Consider the following 22085-nt stretch of genomic DNA (forward strand, 5'->3'; position numbering starts at 1 on the left):
CAAGATCATCACCCGATGGCGTAAGCTGAACTCGAAAACCGTTTCCAATAACTACTGGCGGTGCCACCACCTGCCACTTTCGGGAGTATCCGTGATGCGTCAAAGCCGTTTGCCGCGCCTGATCGGCTTGGTTTCCGCCGCCTCCGCGCTGGCGCTGGCCCTCGCCGGATGTGGCGGTGGTAACAGCACCGGCACCACTGACGGGAAGCTCGACGTGGTCGCCTCGACCGACGTGTGGGGCAGCGTGCTGGCCGCGGTCGGCGGCGATCAGGTGCAGGTCACGTCGATCATCCACGACCCGGCCGCGGACCCGCACTCCTACGAGACGACCCCGCAGGACGCCCTCGCCGCCCAGAAGGCTGTGCTGACGCTCGGCAATGGCGGCGGCTACGACGACTTCTTCACCAAGCTGGCGGACCAGGCGACGAACGCGAAGAAGCTGGTGGCCTACGACATCGCCGCGACCGGTGACGACAACGAACACGTCTGGTACAGCTTCGCGAGCGTGGACAAGATCGCCGACCGGATCGCGGCCGATCTCGGGCAGTTGCGCCCCGCCGACGCGAAGACCTTCACCGCCAACGCCGACGCGTTCAAGGCCAAGGTCGCGAGCCTGCAGACGAAGACCGAGCAGGCCGGCGCCGCGCATCCCGGTGAGAAGGTCATCGCCACCGAACCGGTCGCGCACTACCTGCTGGAGACCGCGAAGGTCACCGACGTGACCCCGCGCGCGTTCTCGGACGCCGTCGAGCAGGAGAACGACGTGCCCGCGGCCGCGCTCGCCGAGGTGAACAGCCTGATCGATGGTAAACAAGTGAAGGCGATTGTCAACAATGCACAAACGGTGACGCCCGTGACGCAGCAGGTGGTGGACAACGCGAAGAGGGCCGGGTTGCCCGTGGTCAACGTGACCGAGACGCTGCCGGCCGGCGCCACGGGCTACATTTCGTGGATGACCGGCCAAGTCGACGCCCTGGCAGGAGCGCTGAACTCTTGAGTGCCGCAGTCGAGATCTCCGGTGCGAGCCTGGGCTTCCGCGGGCGCACGCTCTGGTCCGGGCTGGACCTGAGCGTCCAGCCCGGTGAGTTCCTCGCGATCCTCGGACCGAACGGGTCGGGCAAGACGAGCCTGCTCAAGGTGCTGCTGGGGCTGCAGCCGCTGTCGGCCGGCACTTGGCGTATCGCGGGCGACCGGCCGGTCGGCTACATCCCGCAGCAGCGCGCGATGCAGGAGGCGCTGGCGTTACGGGGCGTGGACCTCGTCGGGCTCGGCCTCGACGGGCACCGCTGGGGGCTCGGACTGCGCGGGATGGCCGAGCGCCGCCGTCGCGTCGCGGCCGCGATCGAGTCGGTCGGTGCGCAGGCGTACGCGAAGTCGCCGGTCGGGCACCTTTCGGGCGGCGAGCAGCAGCGGCTGCGCGTCGCGCAGGCGCTGGTCGGCGAGCCGGACGTGCTGCTGTGCGACGAGCCGCTGGCGTCACTGGATCTCGGGCATCAGCGTGCGGTGAGCGCCCTGATCGACCAGCGGCGCCGCGAAGCCGGTACCGCGGTGCTGTTCGTCACCCACGAGCTCAACCCGATTCTGTCCTATGTGGACAGGGTGCTGTACCTCGTGGACGGTCGTTTCCGGATCGGCACGCCGGCGGAGGTGATGAACTCGACGACGCTCTCGGAGCTGTACCGGAGCAAGGTCGAGGTCATCCGGATCGGCGGGCAGATCCACGTGGCCGGGACGCAGAGCGCGCTGTGCGAAGACGAAGCCCATCACCTCGACGAGGAAGAGCGGGTGTCCTGAGTGGGCCAGCTGTTCGATTTCGGGCTCACCGTCCAGTTGCTGTCGGAGCCGTTCGTGCGGACCGCGCTGCTGGCCGCGGCGGTACTCGGCCTGGTCGCCGGGGTGCTCGGCCCGCTGGTCGTGACGCGCCGGATGTCGTTCGCGGTGCACGGCACGGCGGAACTCGCGTTCACCGGCGCCGCCGGGGCGCTGCTGCTCGGGATCGGGGTCGAGTACGGCGCGCTCGCCGGTTCGGTGCTGGCGGCGCTCCTGCTGGGGCTGCTCGGCGGGCGGGAGTCCGATCGCGACTCCGTGATCGGCGTGATCCTGTCGTTCGGGCTCGGCCTCGGCGTGCTGCTGCTGTCGTTCTACCCGGGACGGACGTCGAACAAGTTCGGCATCCTCATCGGGCAGATCGTGTCGATCGGATCGACCAACATCATCGTGCTGGTCCTGGCTGCGATCGTGGTGCTGCTGGTGCTCGCGGTGATCTACCGCCCGCTGCTGTTCGCGAGCGTCGACTCGCAGGTCGCCGCCGCGCGCGGGGTGCCGGGCCGGCTGCTGTCCGTCGTGTTCGCGGTGCTCGTCGGGATCGCGACGGCCCTCGGCGTGCAGATCGTCGGCTCGCTGCTGGTGGTTTCGCTCATGGTCACCCCGGCGGCCGCCGCGGTCCGCGTCACGGCGAACCCGTGGCGCGCGACGTTGCTGGCCGTGCTGTTCGCGGAGTTGGCCGCGCTGGGCGGAATCATCCTGTCGCTCGCGCCCGGCGTCCCGGTCAGCGCCTTCGTCACGGCGATCTCGTTCCTGATCTACCTCGTCTGCCGCGTGATCGCCTACCGCCGCTCGCGCGCCACCCGGGTCACCGCACCGGATGTTGCTCCAGTGCCGTCCGCAACTGGTCGATGAACCCGTCGTCGAAGAACGGCAGGGCGCCGGCCGAAACGGCGCGCTCGACCGTCTCCAGCACCACGGTCCTGGCGGCGACGAACTGATCGACCGCCTGCTGGGTGTCCGTCTTCGTGGTGGAGTACGCCAGCAGCGTCAGGTTGCTGAAGGCGCCGGTGAGGTACCGCGACGAGGCGATGCTGAACGAGTCGCCGTACACCAGCGTCTTCGTGTTGACGGTGCCGGTGATCGGTGCGGAGTCGTGCACCGACGGCGTCTCGATATCCGTGATGATCGGGCCGGCCCGGTTGGTCGCCCCGTCGGGCAGGAGGTTGTAGAGGACGCTGGTCTTGGTACCGGACTTCCCGATCAGCTTGGGCAGATCGGCGCTGCCGGTATAGGAACCGATCGCCGGGCTGCGCCAGGTCTTCGTGACCCCGGGTTGCACGGCTTCGGCCACGTTGCGGGTCAGTGAGAGTGAGCCTTCGTCGGTCCAGTGCGTGTCGTCCGGCGTGTACACCGGACGGTTCAGCTGCGTCGCCACCGCCCGCAGTTCGGGGCGCAGATCGAGCACGCCGGCCGCGTCCAGCTGCGACCAGGTCGGGCCCTCGGCGGCCTGCTGGCACTCCTTGCCGGGATAGCTGGCCGGCAGGAACTGCGGCACCATCGTCGACTTGTCCGGCGGCACCACCCAGACGAACTGGCGGCCGGAAGCGACCACCAGGTCGCGGATCTGCCGGATGAGCTTGATCGTGTCGGCGAGCGGCCGGTTGGGCGCGCATTTGGCCTCGGCGTCGACCCCGTAGTACAGCCAGCCGTCCTTGCCTTCGATCACCTGGCGGTAGCCGGCCTGGTCCACGGGCCCCAGGTCGGCCCCCGGCGTCGGGGTGTCGCCGTTCGCGGGCGGGAGGCCGCCTGGCAGCGGTCCGGAGTTCGACGTGCCGCCCTGGTCGTGCGGCAGCGGCTCGCCGAACACGCCGCGGCTGATCCCGTCCGCGGCCTCGATGGCCGCGGTGCGGAACGAGAGCTGATCGGTGCCCCAGGTCGGCAGGGCGGTGAAGAACCCCCAGCCGGCGGAAACGCTCGGGAAGCCGGCGAGCCGGTGGTTCTCGATCTCGCCGGGTCGGACGCCGAACACCCACAGCAGGGTCGGCATCACGAAGAACACCATGGCGCTGATCAGCGCGGTGAGCTGCTTGCCGCCGTGCCGGGGACGGTGCAGCGGATGCTCCCGGGGGAGCCACGCCTCGTGCACGGCGGGCAGTTGCTGCGGTTCTTGCGCCACGCCGACACGGTATCCGCTCGCTAGTGCAACATCAGCAGAACCTGCAACTCGCCGACGACGAACCCGATCACCCCGCCAACGGAGATGAGCTTCCACTCCTCCTGCCGGAACGCCGGGCGCAGCAGGCCTTCGTACTGCACCGGGGTCAGCGCGAGCATCCGCTGTTCGACCATGTTCGCCACGTCCATCGCGTCGGTGAGGTAGCCCTCGGCGTGCCGGACGGTCTCCCGCAGTCGCGCGACCGCGTGGTTCGCCGCGGCCGCCTTCATCTCCCGCAGCCGTGCCGCGCCGATCGTGACGGAGATCAAGCGCCCGGCCTGCTCGTCGACCGCCTTCGCCACGGTCCGCCGCACGATCGAGACCATCTGGTCGGCGCGCGGCCCGCGGAGGAGCGCGTCGACCAGGTTCGGCGTGGTGAGCACTTCGTGTGCGACCAGCTCGCCGTACTGGCGCGAAACCTCGTGTCGGCGTCGCTGGAACTTGCCGTGCAGGATCAGGCCGGGCAGCACGCGGACCGGTTCGCGCGGCAGGAAGATCATCTTGATCGCGAGCCAGTCGGTGAGCAGCCCGATGCAGCCGCCGAAGATCGGCAGCACCCACGGGTTCTTCGTCAGCGCCCACACGAACGCCTGCACGACACCGAGTCCGAAGCCGAAGTAGATCCCGCAGCGCGCGATGAACGCCATCTCCGGCCGGGTCGTCTCGCGGATGAGCCGGACCAGCAGCGCCTTGTCCCGGGTGAGGTGCTGGACGGTCATGTGGTTGACGTCGAGCACGTCGTCGAGGTTCTCGCGCAGATCGGCCATGAGCTCCCGCACGATGCGCGGAGCCGCCGCCTGCAGTTGCTTGACGACCAGTTCCTGGGCCATCGGGGGGAGCGCTTCCCACAGCCGGGGCTGGTATTCGGCGAGCACGTCGCGCGCGATCTCGTCGACCGCGCGCAGCAGCGGCTGCTCCATGGTCGCGGTGAGCCGGTCCGGATCGATGCGCGCGAAGATCTCCTTGAGGTCGAGCAGGTTCGAGGTGAGCAGATCGGTGGCGATCGCCGCCATCCGGCCGCCGTGCTTGGGGACGACCCCCTGCCAGCCCAGGAACGGCCGGATCCCGGCGAATTCCAGCGGCCGGAACATCATCTCGATCGCGACGCGCTTGGTCACGTACCCGATCAGCGCGGCGACGAACGGGATCGCGAGGTAGAGCGGCCAGTGCGCGGCTAGGTCTGCGACCACGCGCGAAGACTAGTGCAGCAGGAACAGGACCTGCAGCTCACCCACGAGGCCGCCGATCACCGCGCCGACCGCGATGAGCTTCCACTCGTCCTGCCGGAACGCCGGGCGCAGCAGCCCTTCGAACTCCACAGGGGACAGTCGCTTCATCCGCTCGGAGATCGTGTTCCGCACGTCGAGCGCGTTCGTGGCGTACTCCTCGGCGTACCGGATCGTGTCCGGCACGCGTTCGGCGGCCTTCGTCGCGGCGGCCTGCTTCATCTCCTGGAACCGGCGGCTGCCGACGGCGACCGCGACGAGCGGTTTGACCAGGCTCGCCTGCGCGTCGATCGTCCGCCGCACCTCGCGCGTGATCATCTGGAACAGCCTGTCCGAGCGGGGCCCGCGCAGGATCTCCTCGAGCAGGTTCGGGATCGTGATGATCTCGCGCGCGATCATGTCGCCGTAGTCGGCCGAGACCTGCTCCTTGCGCTTCTGGAACACGCCCTGCCAGGTGTAGAGGCCGAAGAACTCGCGGGGCTCGCGCGGCAGGAAGATCATCTTCAGTGCGAGCCAGTCGGTGAACCAGCCGATGCCGAGCCCGAACAGCGGCAGCACGATGGGCGATTTCGTCAGCGCCCACACCGCGAGTTGCACGATGCCGAGCGCGAACCCGAACACGAGGCCCGAGCGGGCGATGAACCGCATCTCCGGACGCGAGATCTCCCGGATCAGCCGGTTCAGCAGGGCCTTGTCGCGGACCAGGTTGGTGACCACCATGTGCTCGAGGTCCAGCACGCCGTCGATATCGTGCGAGATCTCCCGCATGATCTTCGCGATGGCCTTCGGGGACTCCGCGCGCACCCGGTTGAGCAGGAGTTGCTGCGCGCCACCGGGAAGCGCTTCCCACAGCCGCGGCTGGTACTGCTCCATGACCTCGCGCGTGACGTCCTCGACGATCTCCAGCAGCGGCTCCTCGACCTCCTTGGCGACCTGTTCCGGATCGAGCCGCGCGAAGATCTCCTTCGGGTCGACGAGGTTCCTGATCAGCATTTGGGTGGCGGTGGCCGCCATCCGCTCGGCGTTCGCCGGCAGCACGCCCTGCCAGCCGAGGAACGGCCTGATCCCGACGAACTCGATCGGCCGGAACATCATCTCGATGGCGACCCGTTTGGTGAGGTAGCCGATGAGCGCCGCGATGAAGGGCATGCTCAGGTAGACCGGCCAATGCGCACCGAGGTCCTCGACGACCCGCTGCAGCTCCACGCGCCCCACCTCCGCGACTCCACCACGAACCGTACTGTGCCGTTCGTTACCAACCCGACCACAGTCACGGCCATCCGGCTTGCGCAGCGACGGTCACGTGCTGCTCAGGGTCTGCCTACTTTTGGTCGGGTTGGTAACCAGCCGGTCATGACCAACTTGGACAGTCGTGTTACGCAGGTCGGCGGCAGGTGAACCCGCCATTCACCGAGAGTAAAGAGTTCGAACGGAGGTATGGAATCCGGCGTGCGGACCTACTAAGGTTCGCGCCATGCCCCCAGCGCAGTCCCCCATCGAATCTACCGAGCCTTCGCTCGGTGCCCCGCATTTCCCGCTGGTCTTCCGCGGCTACGACCGGGTCCCGGTCGACGAGCGGCTCAACCAGCTCGCTGCCGACATGAAGGAGCTTTCCCAGGCCCGCGACGAGGCGATGTCCTCGGTCGCCGAGCTGACGAAGGCGCTCAGCTACGCGCAGCAGGAGCTTTCCGAGACCAAGACAGCGCTTTCGCGCATGGCCAGCGACCCCAACAGCGCGGCCACCATGACCGAGCGCGTGCGCTCGATGATGCAGCTGGCCGAGGAGGAGATCGCCGAACTCCGCCAGCAGGCCGAAGATCAGGCCGCGCAGATCCGCGCCGAGGCGGAGAAGTACGACCTCGACACGCGTAAGGCCACGGACAAGTGGGTCTCCGAGCGCGAGGCCGACATCGCCGAGCGGCGCAACGAGCTCGAGGCCGAGTACCAGGCGCTCACCGCCCGCCTCAAGGGCGAGCACGAGGAGCTGATGAACTCCGCCCGTGGCCAGATCGAGCGGCTGAACGCCGAGGCCCAGGCAGAGCGCGCACGCCTCGACGAGGAGTCGAACCTGCAGCGTGCCGAGGCGGAGAAGAAGGCCGAGAACGAGCTGACGGCCAAGATCTCCGACGCCGAGGAGAAGCTCGCCACGAAGGTCTCGACCACCGAGAAAGCGCTTGCTGAGAAGGTGTCGACCACCGAGGACGCGCTGGCCACCAAGGTCCGTGAGACCGAGGAGTCGCTCGCGGCCAAGGTTTCCGAGACCGAGAACCGGCTGTCCCGCCAGACGCTGGAAGCAGAGGAGCGGGCGGCCGTGCTCGTCGCCGACGCCGAGCGCCAGCTCGCCGAAGCCGAGCAGAATCGCACACAGGCTTTCGAATTCAAGCAGGAGGTTACGGAGCGGCTCACCGCAACGCATTCCGCATTGCAGGAAGCGCTCCAGCAGCTGGTCCCCGCCGACGAATCCGGCAAAGTTCCCGCCTGACCTTTTCCCTATCCGTCAGCCGCCTTTTCGCTTCGCCGGAAAGGCGGCTTTTTCATGCCCGAAGAGGGTCATGACCTGCGCTTTGTCGCTTATTTTCGAAGTGTCTGATTCTGGCGAATGAAACTCACCCGTAACAATCTGGCTGTTCCGTCATCCCGTAAAGTTCGCCATCATTGCCCGTTGTGAATGCGCTAAGAACCTGAACGGGGACTTGCCCGAAGGGGCTTGTCGTGCATCACACCGGACAAAATCCGCTCGAATTCGGGATCGAGGCGTTTGATGGTTAAACCCGTGCAGTCGGCCACGTCGCGCTCCGGCGCGCACCTGCGCAGGTCGGTCGGCTTTTACGGCCTGATGTTCGTGTCACTAGGGTCGATCATCGGCTCCGGCTGGCTACTCGGCGCGCTGAAGGCGGCCAAGGTCGCCGGCCCCGCGTCGCTGCTGTCCTGGATCCTGACCGCGGTGATCATGGCGACGCTCGCCCTGATACACGCCGAACTCGGCGCGGCCTATCCGGTCGCGGGCGGGACGGCGCGCTTCCCGGCGCTCGTGTACGGCGTGCTCGGTGGGTTCGCGGGCGGTTGGGTCGCGTGGCTGCAGGCGGTCGCGCTGGCACCGGTCGAGGTCGAGGCGAGCGTCGAGTACCTCGACAACATCACCTGGGTCAAGGAAAACCTGAACCTGCTCAGCCCGAGCGGCACGCTGACCGCCAGCGGGTTCGGCTGGTCGACGCTGCTGATGGCGATCTTCACGCTGATCAACCTCGTGGGTGTGAAACTGCTGTCGGAGAGCAACTCGGCGACCGTGATCTGGAAGACCGCGGTCCCGGTGCTGACGATCGTGGTCCTGCTGTCACTGCGGTTCCACCCCGGTAACTTCAGCGCGGGCGGCGGGTTCGCGCCGGCGGGGGCGCACGGTGTCTTCGCCGCGCTGCCGGTCGGTGTGGTGTTCGCGTTGCAGGGCTTCGAACAGGCGGTGCAGGTCGGCGGCGAGGCGCGGAACCCGCAGAAGGACATCTCGCGCGCGATCATCACCGCGATGGTCATCGGTACGATCGTCTACCTGCTGCTGGAGATCGCGTTCATCGGCGGGCTCGACCCGGCGGCGATCGCGAAGAACTGGGACAACCCGATCACCCAGGGCTCGTTCGGTCCATATGCGACTCTCGCGACGCTCGCGGGCGCCGGCTGGCTGTCCTACGTCCTCTACGCGGACGCGTTCGTTTCGCCGGCCGGTACCGGTTTGCTCTACCTCGGCACCTCGTCGCGGTTGTCGTACGCGATGGGCAGGGAGAAGGTACTGCCCAAGCGGCTGGGCAAGCTGAGCGTCCGCGGGGTGCCGGTCTGGTCGATCCTGCTGTCGTTCGTGATCGGCGAGATCGCGTTCCTGCCGTTCCCGAGCTGGGGCAAGCTGGTCGAGGTGATCACGTCGGCGACGGCGCTGATGTACGCGTTCGCGCCGCTCGCGTTGACCGCGCTCCGCAAGCGTGACCCGGACCGCCACCGCCCGTACAAGGCACCTGCGGCGAAGGTGCTGGCACCGGCCGGTTTCGTGGCCGCGAACCTGGTCATCTACTGGACCGGGTTCGACACCCTGTGGAAGATCATGATCGCGATCGTGGCGGGTTTCGCGCTGTTCGTGGTCGCCCGCGCGACCACGAAGGCCGAGGACCGGCGGGCGATCGACTGGAAGGCCGCGATGTGGATCCTGCCGTGGCTCGGCGGGATGGTGCTGATCAGCTGGCTCGGCCGGTACGGCGACGGCGGGAACATCAACGCGCTGCCGGAGTGGATCGACCTGCTCGTGGTCATCGCGTTCAGCCTGGTGATCTTCTACTGGGCGGTCAGCCTGGCCGTCTCGAGCGAGAAGGTGCAGGAGGCTATCGACCGGGAGACCGAGGAGCTTGTCGTGCAGCCATCGTGAGCGATGCCGCGACGGTGGTGAACAACGCGGCGCCGGACAGGACACCCGCAACAAGGGCGATGGTTCCTGCTCCGGCGCCGCGCGCGTCGAGGACGAACCCGGCGACGCCGAGCAGAGCCAGCGCGGCGCCGAGGAGATGGAACCGGTTGAGCCGGAAAGCCTTGCCGAGCGCGAAGAAATGCACCCCGACGACGAATGCCGTCCACGCGACGCCGAGTTCGCCGTGCTTGAAGACGCCGTTGATGACGGCCAGCCCGCCGAACAGCGCGATCGCTTCGACGAGGACGATCGTCCAATAGCGACGCCCGCCGAGCCCGGTGCCCGGATCCTGGTCCCGGCGGCGGCCGCGCAGCGCGAGGAGCAAGCCCGCGGCCGCCACCGCTCCGGCGATCCGCACGGTCAGCGCCCACGGCGCCGGCAGCCCACCGCTGTTCACCTCGACGAACACCAGCCCGAACGCGATCGCGATCAGGGATCCGGTTACCACGCCAGGCCTCCCAGAACTGGTAGCGGCCGTGAATGGCAAGGTGGATCATCAAGGCGGCCAGGCCGTCATCGGCCCGTTTCGGAAGGATAGGCCGCGAAGTAGGGACTTCGCCCACGGCCCGCCGACCGGCGATCAGAACTGGTAGTACAGGAACGGGCTGAACGTGCCGTTCGCGACGAGGATCGCCGCGTAGGCCAGGCCGACCGTCATCACGCCGATCCGCAGGCTGATCGCTGGGCGGGTACGGGAGGATTCGAGCAGCGGGCCGGTCACCGGGTGTGCCGGCAGCACCACGACGAGCAACGCGAGCAGCAGGATCACCAGTCGCTGGTTGGTCAGCGCCGACGAGACGACGTCCGTCAGTCCGGCGAAGTCCGGCAGGAACATATGCCCGATCATGGTCAGCGCGTGCGCCATGTCCGGTGCCTTGAAGAAAACCCACCCGAGGACGACGAGCACCAGCGTCAGCGCCCGCCGCCCGATGCGGGGCCACAGTGCGGCGGGGGTGGTGTCCCAGCCGAAGGCGCGTTCGATGATCAGCAGCGCCCCGTGGTAGCAACCCCAGACGAGGAACGTCCAGTTCGCCCCGTGCCAGAAACCGGTCAGGACGAACACGATGCACAGGTTCCGGTACGTCTTCGCCGCGCCGCGGCGGTTGCCGCCGAGCGGGATGTAGAGGTAGTCGCGGAACCAGCGGGACAACGACATATGCCAGCGTCGCCAGAATTCGGTGACGGTCACGGACGAGTAGGGGCGCGCGAAGTTCTCCGGCAGGCGGAACCCGAGCATGCGCCCGAGCCCGATCGCCATGTCCGAGTAGCCCGAGAAGTCGAAGAACAGTTGCAGCGTGTACCCGACCGCGCCGAGCCAGGCGACGCTGAACGTCATGTTGTCCGGCGAGGTCTTGAAGCAGGCTTCGACCATCGGGTTGAGCGAGTCCGCGATGATCGTCTTCTTGCACAGCCCGAGCGCGAACCTGGGGAAGCCGGCCGCGATGTCGTCGAGCCTGTGCGAACGGAGTTGCGGTAGCTGGTCGGCGATTTCGCGGTACCGCACGATCGGTCCCGCCACCAGTTGCGGGAACATCGCGATGTAGGTGACGAAGGCCACCGGATTCCGCAGCGCCGGCCGCTCCCCGCGGTAGATGTCGACCACGTATGAGATGTGGTGGAACGTGAAGAACGAGATCCCGATCGGCAGCGCGAAGTGCACGATGGGGAAGTCCCCGCCGAACAGGCGCGCGAGGTAGTCGAACTGCTGGGTCGCGAAGCCGGCGTACTTCCAGATGACGAGCATCGTCACGTCGAAGCAGATCACGCCGGTCAGCAGGCGTTTCCGGCGCGCCGGGCCCGTGGTCCGGCCATTTGGTTCGAGTGCGGGGCCGGCGAGGAAGTTGACCACCATGGTGGACAGCAGCAGTACCAGGAACGCGCCGGCGCCGACGGTGTAGAACACCAGGCTCGCGACCGCGACGATGCCGTTCCGCCAGGTCCGCGGCAGCACCAGCACGGCGACGAGCAACGTCGGCATGAAGTACCACAGGAACAGCGGAGACACGAACGACATCGGAGTGGGAGCCCCCCCATCGAGTTCAGCCTGCTGACCTTAACCGACGCCCTCACCACCCCGGCAGAAAAGCACCGACCTCCCGCCCCGCGAGTGGGGGTCAGACGCGGCCGGCGATTCGGCGGCGGCGGGCGACCTCGGCCAGCAGCACTGCTGCGGCCACGGACGCGTTGAGCGACTCGACGCCGGCGGCCATGGGGATCGACACCGTCACGTCGCACGTCTCGCGCACGAGCCGGGACAGTCCGCGACCTTCCGAGCCCAGCACGATGACCAGCGGGTCGGCGGCGAGGTCCATCCCGTCGATGTCCACCGTGCCGTCGGCATCGAGGCCCGCGATCATCAGACCTTCGTTCGCCCAGGCCTTGAGTTGCCTGGTCAGGTTCGTGGCCACCCCGATCGGCATCCGCGCGGCGGTCCCGGCGCTCGTCCGCCACGCGACCGCCGTCATTCCCGCACTGCGACGGCCCGGCAGCAGCACCCCGTGCGCGCCGAACGCCGCCGCGGATCGCACCACGGCACCGAGGTTCCGCGGGTCGGTGACCCCGTCGAGCGCGACCAGAAGTGGCGGTTCGCCCGAATCCCGCGCGGCCGCGAGCAGATCGTCGGGGTGGGCGTACTCGAACGGCGGCACCTGCAGCCCCAGACCCTGGTGCACCGCGCGATTCGTCTTGCGATCCAGTTCGTCGCGCGGGACCTCCAGCACCGAGATGCCTTTGTTCGCCGCCAGTTGCACGGCCTCGTTCACCCGGTCGTCCGCCTCGACGTTCAGCGCGACGTACAGCGTCGTGGCGGGAACACCGGCTCGCAGCGCCTCGACCACCGGGTTGCGCCCAGCGATGATCTCCGGCCCTTCGCCCTTCTTCTCCCGTGCCCGCTCCGCCTTCGCCGCGGCCGCCGCGCGCCGCTGCGCCGGATGCCCGGGGCGCATCTCCGCCCGCGGAGTCGGGCCCTTGCCTTCGAGGCCCTTGCGGCGCTGACCGCCCGAGCCCTTGACGGCACCCTTCTTACTGCCGGGATTGCGGATCGCACCCCGGCGCTTCGAGTTCCCTGCCATCGTTCCTAAGCGTCCTTAACGGTCCACAGTGGACCATCTGGGGTATCTTCGACCGCGATTCCGGCCTTGAGTAACCGATCCCGTACCGCGTCCGCGCGCGCGAAGTCGCGGGCCGCGCGGGCCTCCTGGCGTTCGGCGAGCATGCCGTCGACGAGATCGGAGAGCGCCTGGCGCCCGGGCATTTCCGTGCTGGCCGTCTCCGCCCACTCGGGGGCGAGCGGATCGAGGCCCAGCACCCCCGTCATCGCGCGGACCGAGCCGGCGATCGTGCGGGCGGCCTCCTCGTTCCGCGCGTCCAGCGCCGCGTTGCCCTCGCGGACCGCGTTGTGCACCACCGCTACCGCCGCGGGCGTCGCGAGGTCGTCGTTCATCGCCGCGACGAACTCGGGCGCCAGCCCGCCAGGCTCGACGGAGCCCGCCCGGCGCAGGAACTGCTCGATCCGGCGATAGCCCGAAGCGGCCTCGGACAGCGCGGCGTCGGAGTACTCGATGGTCGAGCGGTAGTGCGGCTGGACGAGGTAGTACCGCAACTCCGCGGCGCGGTAGTTCTTCAGCATCGCTTCGATGGACACGGTGTTGCCGAGCGACTTCGACATCTTCTCGCCCGACAGCGTGACCCACGCGTTGTGCAGCCAGAACCGCGCGAACGGATCGCCCACCGCGTTCGACTGTGCGCGCTCGTTCTCGTGATGCGGGAACACCAGGTCGACGCCGCCGCCGTGGATGTCGAACTCGGCGCCGAGGTAGTTCGTCGCCATCGCCGAGCATTCGAGGTGCCAACCGGGGCGCCCCGGACCCCAAGGCGTCGGCCACGAAGGCTCACCGGGTTTGGCGCTCTTCCACAACGTGAAGTCACGCGGGTCGCGCTTGCCCCCGCCCAGCGACTCGCCTTGCTGGACTTCGTCGAGCTTCTGCCGCGAGAGCGCTCCGTACTCCGCGAACGTGCTCACCGAGAAGTAGACGTCACCGTCGGCCGCGTAGGCATGGCCGCTGTCGATGAGCCGCCGCATGAGCTCGACCATCTGCGTCATGTGCCCGGTCGCGCGCGGGGCGATCGACGGCGGGAGGCAGCCGAGCGCCAGGTACGCGTCCTCGAACGCGCGCTCGTGCGTGAACGCCCACTCCCACCACGGACGACCCGCATCGGCCGCCTTGGTGATGATCTTGTCGTCGATGTCGGTGACGTTCCGCACGAACAGCACGTCGAGTCCATTGTGGAGCAGCCAGCGACGCAGGACGTCGTAGTTCAGCGCGCCCCGGACGTGCCCGATATGCGGAATGCCCTGCACGGTGGCCCCGCACACGTAAATGGACGCCGTTCCACTACGAGCGGGATGGAACTCCCGCGCGCTCCTGGTCGCGGTGTCGAATAGGTGTAAGGCCACCCTGAAATGGTACGGGGCCTGCCTGGGACCGCGGTCAGAGCACCCCGTGCCCGCGGAGCGAGGCGACCAGGGCGTCGGCCCGCTCGCTGGTGGGCAGCGGGTCGACCAGGGCGAAAGCGCAGCCCAGCGCGCGGGCGCCACCGTCGGCCTCGGCGCTGTCGCCGACCATCAGGGTCTCCTCCGGGTCGGCCGCCAGCCGGTCCAGCAGGATCTGGAAGATCGCCGGATCCGGTTTGATAGCGCCTTCCTCGAAGGAGAGCACGAACGAATCCACGTACTGGTCGAGGCCGCGACGGGTGAAGGCGGGCCGGATGTCGAACGCGATATTACTCAGCACCCCGACCTTGATCCCCTTGCCCGCGCAGTCCTTCAGCGCCGCCTCGGTGTCCGGGTACGGCGTCCACTCACCCGGATCGACCAGCCGGCCGTAGAGCGCCTCGGCCTGCTCGGCCTTCGGGACACCGGACCGGCGCAGGACCTCGAGGTAGATCTTCCGGTGCAGCGCCGGGTCGAGGTCGCGGTTCTCCCACGCGTACTGGTACTCCTCGGACAGCTCGACGACCTTGCCCGTGGGTGCGGTCATCCGGCGCATCAGCTCGGTCTGGGCCTCGAGGTCCAGCGGTTCGCCCTCGGCGTCAGTGAGGTGGTGCAGCCAGCTCTCGTTCTGCTCCAGCCGGAACAAGGTGCCGGAGAAATCGAACATCACCGCCCGGATCGTCACGTCTCCAGCGTAGGGGGCCAGCTGCGTGCTTGGCGCGCGTTGTGACCTACTCGGCGGCGAGCAGCAGCGCCGTGGCTACGGCGGCGATGCCCTCGCCGCGGCCGGTGAGGCCGAGCCCGTCGCTGGTCGTGCCGCTGACGGCGACCGGCCCGCCGGCCGCCTTGCTCAGCACGTCCTGGGCCTCCTCACGGCGCCTGCCGATGCGCGGCTCGTTGCCGATGACCTGCACCGACGCGTTGGCGAGCCGCCAGCCCGCGGCCGCGACCCGCCGCCGCACCTCGGCGACGAACTCCGGGCCGTGGACGCCTTCCCAGCGCGGGTCGCTCGTGCCGAACACCGAGCCGAGATCGCCGAGTCCCGCGGCCGACAGCATCGCGTCGCACAGCGCGTGGGCCGCGACGTCACCGTCGGAATGCCCGGCGCAGCCCGGAACGCCTTCCCAGAACAATCCGGCGACCCAGCATTCACGGCCTCGCTCGACCGGATGTACGTCGACGCCCGTTCCGACCCTCACGCCTGCTCCTCGCTCAGCAACGCCGACACGACAGCGACGTCGAACGGCGTCGTGATCCGGATTCCGTTCTGGTGCCCGGCGATCGTGTGCACCGTTTCGGGCGGTTCCGTAAGCGGGTCGACGCCGCGCGTGCACATTTCGTGAAGTGACTCGGGCGTGCAGCCGAACGGCGCCTGAACAGTGCGCAAGCGGGCGCGATCCTCCGTGGCGATGATCACCTCGTGCGAATTCACGAGTTTGACCGTGTCCGTGACGGGAAGGACCGGAATGACGGTGGCAGCCCCCTGTGAAACCGTGTCCGCCACCGCCCGGATGACGGGAGGAGGGACGAACGCGCGGCTCGCGTCACAAATCAAGATCACGTCGAGCCCACCGGGAAGGCTTTCGAACGCGAGCCGAATCGATTCGGCCCGGGAACCGTCGCAGGGCAGTACCCGGCACTGTTTTCCAGTACCGGGTACCGCCCGCACGATCGATTCGTAGCTGCCGACTTCTCGCTTCGGGACGACGATCCGCAGGTGATCCACGCAGCCCGCATCGAGCACGCCGCGGACGGCGTGCACCAGCAACGGCTCACCCTGAACGCGAACGTCCAGGCCCTCGGCGTCGGCGATGACGAGCGCAGCCGCCTTCATAAGCTGTTTTTCACAGACGGTGCGCCCTCGGCCGGTTAAACCGCCGCGGTTTCCAGCACCTCGTCGAGGAGGGTTTCCGCCTTGCCCTCGTCGGTGCCCTCCGCCAGGGCCAGTTCACTCACCAGGATCTGCCGAGCCTTGGCCAGCATCCGCTTCTCACCAGCGGAAAGGCCACGGTCCTTCTCTCGCCGCCAGAGGTCGCGCACCACTTCGGCCACCTTGTTCACGTCGCCCGAGGCGAGTTTCTCCAGGTTGGCCTTGTACCGACGAGACCAGTTCGTGGGCTCTTCGGTGTGGGGAGCACGCAGCACGTCGAAGACGCGGTTCAGACCATCCTGGCCTACTACGTCCCGCACACCGACGATCTCGGCGTTATCAGCGGGAACGCGAACCGTGAGATCTCCCTGCGCGACTTTGAGGACGAGGTACTGCTTCTCCTCGCCCTTGATCACACGGGTCTCGATGGCTTCGATGAGTGCGGCACCGTGGTGCGGGTAGACGACGGTCTCTCCGACCTTGAAAACCATGTGTCCTCTGCCCCTTTCGCTGGGTCCATACTAGCACGCCGCGGACAGGCCCACCTAGCGGGGCGAGATCGTCCTCGCAGGTCAGGGGCCATGCGCGGGCAGTCGCGGGGGTTGACAAATCCACTTTCGGCGTGCTCATGCAGGTGGTCCACCGGATGATCACGAATCCACTGTGGACGGTCTGGCGCGGCCATCGGCCACCGGGTTCCGCCCCCCGGAACCGCCCCGGCTAGTCTGCGCAGTGGTAATGCGGGCTCTAGGAGGGACTGAAGACCGTGAGGCTGCAGAAACGTCGTGCGCTGACTTCGGGCGTCCTGGGCCTCGGTGCGGCTCTGGCGCTGGCCGGGTGCGGTGCCGGGCAGATCACCCAGACCGACACCATGGTGCCCGCGGTCAACGGCGCGCTCGCGACGGTAGGCAAGATCTCCGTGCGCAACGCCGGTCTGGCCAACACCAACAGCTGCCAGCAGGCGTACCCGGCGGGGTCGAACGCCCCGCTTACGCTGACGATCGGGAACGCCGGCGCGAAGGACGACGAGCTGGTCTCGGTCTCCTCGCCGAACGCGTCGAACGTGACCATCGGCGGGCAGAAGACGGTCGTCGGCGCGAGCAGCCTCGTCGTCGGTCCGGCCGACCGGCCGGAGTCCGGTTCCGGTCGCACCTCCGCCTCGCCGACGAGCAGCCCCACGACCGGCGAGAACGGCACGCTCGGGCGTGCCACCATCGTGCTGGAGGGCATCAAGCAGGTCATTTGGCCCGGCCAGATGACCCCGGTCACGTTCGTCTTCCGCGACGCCGGCCCGGTGACCATTCAGCTGCCGATCGACGCGCCCACCAAGGAGCTGCCCGACTGCCAGACCGCTTCGCAACAGGCCGAAGCCGGTAACTGAAACTGTCGGTGGCGCCCGCTAACGTCGGCGACCGTGGTCAAGAAGGGCGTCAGCTACCGCTGCGGCGAGTGCGGTCACGAAGCCGCGAAATGGGTCGGCCGCTGCCCTGAATGTCAGGCTTGGGGCACGATCGAGGAGCGCGGGGACGCGCGCCCGGCGGTGGCCAGGGTCGCCGCCGGAGCCCCCAGCGCCCCGGCGCGGCCGATCGGGCAGGTCGATCTCGAAGCCGCACGGGCACGGCCGACCGGGGTGCCGGAGCTGGATCGGGTGCTGGGTGGTGGGCTCGTGCCGGGAGCAGTCGTGCTGCTCGCCGGTGAGCCGGGCGTCGGCAAGTCGACGTTGCTGCTGGAGGTCGCCTACCAGTGGGCGGCCGGGTCGGCGAAACCCGCGCTGTACGTGACGGGTGAGGAGTCCGCGGGCCAGGTGCGGTTGCGAGCCGACCGCACCGGGAACCTGCACGACCGCATGTTCCTGGCCGCGGAGAGCGATCTCGGGGCGATCCTCGGGCATGTCGAGGCGATCGATCCCGGAGTGCTGATCGTCGATTCCGTGCAGACGATGGCGTCCCCCCAGGCCGAGAGCGCGCCCGGCGGGGTCACGCAGGTGCGGGCGGTGACGGCCGGGTTGGTGGCGCTGGCCAAGGAGCGGGGCCTCCCGATCGTGCTCGTCGGGCACGTCACGAAGGACGGTTCGGTCGCCGGGCCGCGCGTGCTGGAGCATCTGGTGGACGTGGTGCTGCAGTTCGAGGGGGACAGGCATTCGACGCTGCGGATGGTGCGCGGGGTCAAGAACCGGTTCGGCGCGGCCGACGAGATCGGCTGCTTCGAGTTGCGGGACGACGGGATCGTCGGGATGCCGGATCCGTCGGGGCTGTTCATGAACCGGCATGCCGAGGCCGTGCCGGGCACCGCGATCACGGTGACCATCGAGGGCAAGCGGCCGCTGCTGTGCGAGGTGCAGGCGCTGGTGTCGAAGACGACGCTGCCGCAGCCGAGGCGGGCGGTGAGCGGGCTCGACTCGGCGCGGGTCGGCATGGTGCTGGCGGTGCTGGACAAACACGCCGAGGTGCGGTTCGGGGAGAAGGACGTCTACTCGGCGACCGTCGGCGGGATGAAGGTGACGGAGCCGGCGGTGGACCTTGCCGTGATGCTGGCGATCGCGTCGTCGGACAAGGACGTGGCGCTGTCGCCGCGGCTGGTTTCGATCGGTGAGGTCGGGCTGGCCGGGGAGATCCGCCGCGTGACCGGCGTCGGGCGCCGGCTGGCCGAGGCGGCGCGGATGGGCTTCACGCACGCGATCGTGCCGCCGGACCCGGGGAAGCTACCGGACGGGATCCGGGTGCTGCAGGTGAGCACCGTCGCGGAGGCGGTGAACGCGGCGATGAGGGCATAGCAGTCGCACGGAGTGCGTCGGTTGAGGGTGGTGGCGGGGAAGTGGCCGGCGCTAGCAGAGTTCGGAGGTGTCGATCTTCACCGGGACCGGGCCAGCGGCCATGGTGATGGTCTCGCCTGCCTCGGCGTGTACCACTTGCACGTAATCGGCCTCCTCGAGCCGGTAGCCGCGGAAGCTGACCGGCTTGCCGAGTGGAGTTTCGACGAGCCATAGGTACGGGATCGCGGCCTCGGCATAGGCGGCGATCTTGGTCTCGCGCTCGGTCCGGCGGTTCCCCGGCGACCATATCTCCGCAGCCAATAACACGTCGGCGGGCTCGAAAGCCGGGCGGCTGTCGCCGACCTTGACGATGACGAGATCCGGAATGAGCGCGGTGCGGAACGGCGTGCTGATCCGCACGCCGACATCCTGCAGCACCTCCAAGCCAGCCAAGCCAGCGGCTACGAGCCCGTTGTCGATCGCTCGGGCGAGCCGGAACGACGCACGCTGATGGCCGGACGTTGCGGGCGGTGTCATCTTGAAATACCCCAGGAGCAGTTCGAGGCGCGAACCGTCGTCGGGCGTATCCGCCGCCAGCCAGTCCTCGACCGTGACAGGGCCGAGCGCCTGCTGCTTGTCCGCGAGCTGAGCAGTCATGCTGCGCCTCCTTATCTCCGGCCGTTCGCCTCAGGTCGAGTTTACCGGGATACACCACCACACGGCGGAAAACGCCTGGTCACGCGGACGCGCCACGCCGCGGCTACTGGCCCGCCAGCAGCTTCGCGCAGCGGATGAGGCCGATGTGCGAGTACGCCTGCGGGTGGTTGCCCAGCGACCGTTCCGCGATCGGGTCGTACTGCTCGGGCAGCAGGCCCGTCGGGCCGGTCGCGTCGACCATCTGCTCGAACAGTTCCTCCGCCTCGGTCCGGCGCCCGGTCAGCAGGTACGCCTCGATCAGCCACGCCGCGCACAGGTGGAACCCGCCCTCGCCGCCGGGCAGGCCGTCGTCGCGGCGGTAGCGGTACACCGTCGAACCGCTGCGCAGTTCGGCCTCGATCGCCGTCACCGTCGACTGGAACCGCTCGTCGGCCGGGTCGATCAGCCCGGACAGGCCGACGAACAGCGAGGCCGCGTCCAGGTCCGTGCCGTCGTACGCCGTGGTGAACGCCTGGACCTCTTCGTTCCAGCCGTTCTCCAGCACGTCGCTCGCGATGGTCGCGCGCAGTTCGCGCCAGCCGTGCGGGATTTCGCGCTCGTACACCTCGCCGAGCTTGAGCGCGCGGTCGATCGTCACCCAGCACATCACGCGCGAATACACCCGGTGACGCGGCACGTGCCGCTCCTCCCAGATGCCGTGGTCGGCTTCGTTCCACCGCCGCGTCACGGCTTCGGCCATCGCGCGCACCATCTGCCAGTCCTCGTCCCGCAGCTCACCACGAGCCTCCGCGAGCCCGACCACCAGTTCCACCACCGGGCCGAACACGTCAAGTTGCACCTGGTGGTTCGCCAGGTTGCCGACGCGCACGGGCCGCGAGCCGGCGTAACCCGGCAGGGTGTCGATGACGGCCTCCGCGCCCAACGTCGTGCCGGCCAGCGTGTACAGCGGGTGCAACCGCTCCGGGCCCGCGAGCGTCGACAGGACGCCGTGCAGCCAGGTCAGGTACCCGTCCGCTTCGGACAGCGAGCCGAGTCCGACCAGTTCCCGTACGGTCATCGCCGCGTCGCGGATCCAGCAGTACCGGTAGTCCCAGTTCCGCACCCCGCCGATCTCTTCGGGCAGCGAGGACGTGGCCGCAGCCATCACCCCACCGGTGTCGGTGTCGCACAGCCCGCGCAGCGTCAGCGCCGAACGCGCGACGAGTTCCGCCTCGACGTTCGGCAGCTTCAGCCCGGAGGCCCACTCGCTCCAGTACCGGCCGGCCCGCGCCCTGCGGTCCACTTCGGACAGCTCGGCCGCGCCGAGATCCGTTGTGCCACAACGCAGTTCGAGCACTACCGGCACATCCTGCGTGGGGTTGACGACCGCGGTGGCGGTGTCGTGCAGGCCGTCGTTGGTGATCTCCCAGGACACCCCCGGCGAGCGCAGCACGATCGGCTCCGACGTGCCGACCACGCGCAGGCCGTCGGCCTCGGGCACCAGGTTGACCGGCACGGCGCCGAACTCGGGTCGCGGCGCGAACACCACCGTGGCCGCCGTCGCCCCGGAGATGACCCGCACCAGGTCCGTCCGGTGCGCGGGGGTGTCCGGCTCGAGGTAGTCGGTGACGAGCAGCCGGGACCAGCGGGTCTCGACCGTCATCGTGGCCGGCAGATAGCGCTGGCCGAGCGGCAGGTTCCCGTTGCGCTGCGTGGAATCCCCGCGCGCGGGGTTGATCGAGAAATGTCCCGCGCCGGTGCCGCCGAGCAGGTCCGCGAACACCGCGGGCGCATCGGGCCCGGGGTGGCACAGCCAGGTGAGCCTGGCGTCCGGGGTGAGCAGCGCGACCGAACGCTCGTTGGCCAGCATGGACAGCCGCTCGATGGGCGGCGCCTGCTCGCCGTAGAGCCAGTTCCGCCGCTCCTCCAGGATGAACGCGAGCGCGGTCGCGACGTCCTCGGTGCCCCCGACATGGTATGTGGCAAGGGTTTCCCCGCCGCCCACCTTGACGCCGACGTCCGGACCGGACAGCCGCGCGAACGCCTTCTCGTCGGTCACGTCGTCGCCGAGGAACACCGCGGCCGTCGCGCCGACCTGGTGGCGCAGGGTGTCGAGCGCGCGGCCCTTGTCGGTCTGCACGACCGCGAGTTCGACGACCTCCTTGCCATCCGTCGTCGTCACACCGTCCCAAGTGCACGGTCCACTGTGGATCGATTCGAGGACGCCGTGCGCGGCGTCGCGCTCGGCGCGGCGAACGTGCACCGCGATGCTCGCGGGCTTGACCTCCAGCTGCACCCCGGGCACGCCGTCGGCCAGCTCCTCCAGCTCGCGCTCGAGCTTGCGGTGCAGCTCGCGGGCCTTCTTGTCGAGCGCGTGCACGAACCCGATGTCGAACTCGGAACCGTGGCTGCCGACCAGGTGGACCTCGGACGGCAGGCGGGACAGGATCGCCAGATCGCGCAGGGCGCGGCCGGAGATCACCGCGGTGGTCGTCTCGTGCAGCCCGGCGAGCGAGCGCAGCGCGCCGACGGACTCGGGCAGCGGCCTCGCCTCGTGCGGGTTGGTCACGATCGGAGCCAAGGTCCCGTCGTAGTCGCACGCGACCAGCAGTCGCGGCGTGCGGGCGATCTGCACGATCGCACGGCGCAGCTCGGCGGGCAGGGACTCGGCGGTCACCACTCC

At 68.8% G+C, this 22085-nt stretch carries 20 protein-coding genes; 7 read left to right on the top strand and 13 right to left on the bottom strand.

Features of this window, described 5'->3' with window-relative positions; translation table 11 throughout:
* Positions 1–94: 94 nt before the first annotated feature.
* Genes FG385_RS06065 through FG385_RS06075 form a run of 3 tightly spaced genes read left to right on the top strand, consistent with a single transcriptional unit; the run spans position 95 to position 2679 of the window.
* Positions 95–997, top strand: coding sequence for a metal ABC transporter solute-binding protein, Zn/Mn family (locus FG385_RS06065; RefSeq protein ID WP_139095617.1), 903 nt, complete (start codon positions 95–97; stop codon positions 995–997).
* Positions 994–1794: a metal ABC transporter ATP-binding protein gene (locus FG385_RS06070; RefSeq protein ID WP_139095618.1), complete on the top strand. Its 801-nt coding sequence runs from the start codon at positions 994–996 to the stop codon at positions 1792–1794. Before FG385_RS06065 ends, FG385_RS06070 begins: the two co-directional genes overlap by 4 nt.
* Positions 1795–2679 carry a metal ABC transporter permease gene (locus tag FG385_RS06075; RefSeq protein ID WP_139095619.1) on the top strand — a complete coding sequence of 295 codons (885 nt, stop codon included), beginning with the start codon at positions 1795–1797 and terminating at the stop codon, positions 2677–2679.
* Here the strand turns inward: FG385_RS06075 and FG385_RS06080 are convergent.
* Genes FG385_RS06080 through FG385_RS06090 form a run of 3 tightly spaced genes read right to left on the bottom strand, consistent with a single transcriptional unit; the run spans position 2633 to position 6357 of the window.
* Positions 2633–3943 carry an alginate O-acetyltransferase AlgX-related protein gene (locus FG385_RS06080; RefSeq protein WP_139095620.1) on the bottom strand — a complete coding sequence of 437 codons (1311 nt, stop codon included), beginning with the start codon at positions 3941–3943 and terminating at the stop codon, positions 2633–2635. The two genes, FG385_RS06075 and FG385_RS06080, sit on opposite strands and share 47 nt — an antisense overlap.
* 20 nt (positions 3944–3963) lie before the next feature.
* On the bottom strand, positions 3964–5172 hold the full coding sequence (locus FG385_RS06085) for a DUF445 family protein (protein ID WP_139095621.1): 1209 nt from the start codon (positions 5170–5172) through the stop codon (positions 3964–3966).
* Positions 5173–5181: 9 nt separating this feature from the next.
* Entirely contained in the window at positions 5182–6357 is a 1176-nt protein-coding gene (locus FG385_RS06090; protein ID WP_200834340.1) for a DUF445 family protein, read from the bottom strand.
* 325 nt (positions 6358–6682) lie between these two features.
* Here FG385_RS06090 and FG385_RS06095 point away from each other — a divergent pair, with 325 nt between their 5' ends.
* Together FG385_RS06095 and FG385_RS06100 are read left to right on the top strand one after the other, a co-directional pair.
* Positions 6683–7690: a coiled-coil domain-containing protein gene (locus tag FG385_RS06095; RefSeq protein WP_139095623.1), complete on the top strand. Its 1008-nt coding sequence runs from the start codon at positions 6683–6685 to the stop codon at positions 7688–7690.
* 291 nt (positions 7691–7981) lie between these two features.
* The gene (locus tag FG385_RS06100) at positions 7982–9613 is read left to right on the top strand and encodes an APC family permease (RefSeq protein WP_235022412.1); all 1632 of its coding nucleotides are present in this window, start codon (positions 7982–7984) and stop codon (positions 9611–9613) included.
* Here FG385_RS06100 and FG385_RS06105 read toward each other — a convergent pair.
* The 8 genes from FG385_RS06105 to FG385_RS06140 form a co-directional block, all read right to left on the bottom strand.
* Entirely contained in the window at positions 9570–10100 is a 531-nt protein-coding gene (locus FG385_RS06105; protein WP_139095625.1) for a hypothetical protein, read from the bottom strand. The two genes, FG385_RS06100 and FG385_RS06105, sit on opposite strands and share 44 nt — an antisense overlap.
* A gap of 132 nt (positions 10101–10232) precedes the next feature.
* The gene (locus tag FG385_RS06110; protein ID WP_139095626.1) at positions 10233–11666 is read right to left on the bottom strand and encodes an MBOAT family O-acyltransferase; all 1434 of its coding nucleotides are present in this window, start codon (positions 11664–11666) and stop codon (positions 10233–10235) included.
* 100 nt (positions 11667–11766) lie between these two features.
* Positions 11767–12723, bottom strand: coding sequence for a 23S rRNA (guanosine(2251)-2'-O)-methyltransferase RlmB (gene rlmB / locus FG385_RS06115; protein WP_139095627.1), 957 nt, complete (start codon positions 12721–12723; stop codon positions 11767–11769).
* A gap of 5 nt (positions 12724–12728) precedes the next feature.
* Positions 12729–14108, bottom strand: a complete 1380-nt coding sequence (cysS, locus tag FG385_RS06120) for a cysteine--tRNA ligase (protein WP_139095628.1) — start codon at positions 14106–14108, stop codon at positions 12729–12731.
* Between the two features lie 34 nt (positions 14109–14142).
* Positions 14143–14829: an HAD family hydrolase gene (locus FG385_RS06125; RefSeq protein WP_139095629.1), complete on the bottom strand. Its 687-nt coding sequence runs from the start codon at positions 14827–14829 to the stop codon at positions 14143–14145.
* Positions 14830–14875: 46 nt separating this feature from the next.
* Positions 14876–15343: a 2-C-methyl-D-erythritol 2,4-cyclodiphosphate synthase gene (gene ispF / locus FG385_RS06130; RefSeq protein WP_139095630.1), complete on the bottom strand. Its 468-nt coding sequence runs from the start codon at positions 15341–15343 to the stop codon at positions 14876–14878.
* Positions 15340–15978, bottom strand: a complete 639-nt coding sequence (locus FG385_RS06135; protein WP_139095631.1) for an IspD/TarI family cytidylyltransferase — start codon at positions 15976–15978, stop codon at positions 15340–15342. Before FG385_RS06135 ends, ispF begins: the two co-directional genes overlap by 4 nt.
* Before the next feature lie 35 nt (positions 15979–16013).
* The gene (locus tag FG385_RS06140) at positions 16014–16505 is read right to left on the bottom strand and encodes a CarD family transcriptional regulator (RefSeq protein ID WP_020417039.1); all 492 of its coding nucleotides are present in this window, start codon (positions 16503–16505) and stop codon (positions 16014–16016) included.
* A 275-nt stretch (positions 16506–16780) separates the two neighbouring features.
* Here FG385_RS06140 and FG385_RS06145 point away from each other — a divergent pair, with 275 nt between their 5' ends.
* Positions 16781–17395: a copper chaperone PCu(A)C gene (locus FG385_RS06145; RefSeq protein ID WP_139095632.1), complete on the top strand. Its 615-nt coding sequence runs from the start codon at positions 16781–16783 to the stop codon at positions 17393–17395.
* A gap of 33 nt (positions 17396–17428) precedes the next feature.
* On the top strand, positions 17429–18787 hold the full coding sequence (gene radA, locus FG385_RS06150; protein WP_139095633.1) for a DNA repair protein RadA: 1359 nt from the start codon (positions 17429–17431) through the stop codon (positions 18785–18787).
* A gap of 51 nt (positions 18788–18838) precedes the next feature.
* Here the strand turns inward: radA and FG385_RS06155 are convergent, their stop codons facing one another.
* Positions 18839–19423 carry a Uma2 family endonuclease gene (locus FG385_RS06155; RefSeq protein WP_139095634.1) on the bottom strand — a complete coding sequence of 195 codons (585 nt, stop codon included), beginning with the start codon at positions 19421–19423 and terminating at the stop codon, positions 18839–18841.
* 103 nt (positions 19424–19526) lie between these two features.
* The gene (otsB, locus tag FG385_RS06160) at positions 19527–22079 is read right to left on the bottom strand and encodes a trehalose-phosphatase (RefSeq protein ID WP_139095635.1); all 2553 of its coding nucleotides are present in this window, start codon (positions 22077–22079) and stop codon (positions 19527–19529) included.
* Positions 22080–22085 lie beyond the last annotated feature (6 nt).

Origin of the sequence: Amycolatopsis alkalitolerans (assembly GCF_006152065.1) — a bacterium.
GTDB classification, from domain to species: Bacteria; Actinomycetota; Actinomycetes; order Mycobacteriales; family Pseudonocardiaceae; genus Amycolatopsis_E; species Amycolatopsis_E alkalitolerans.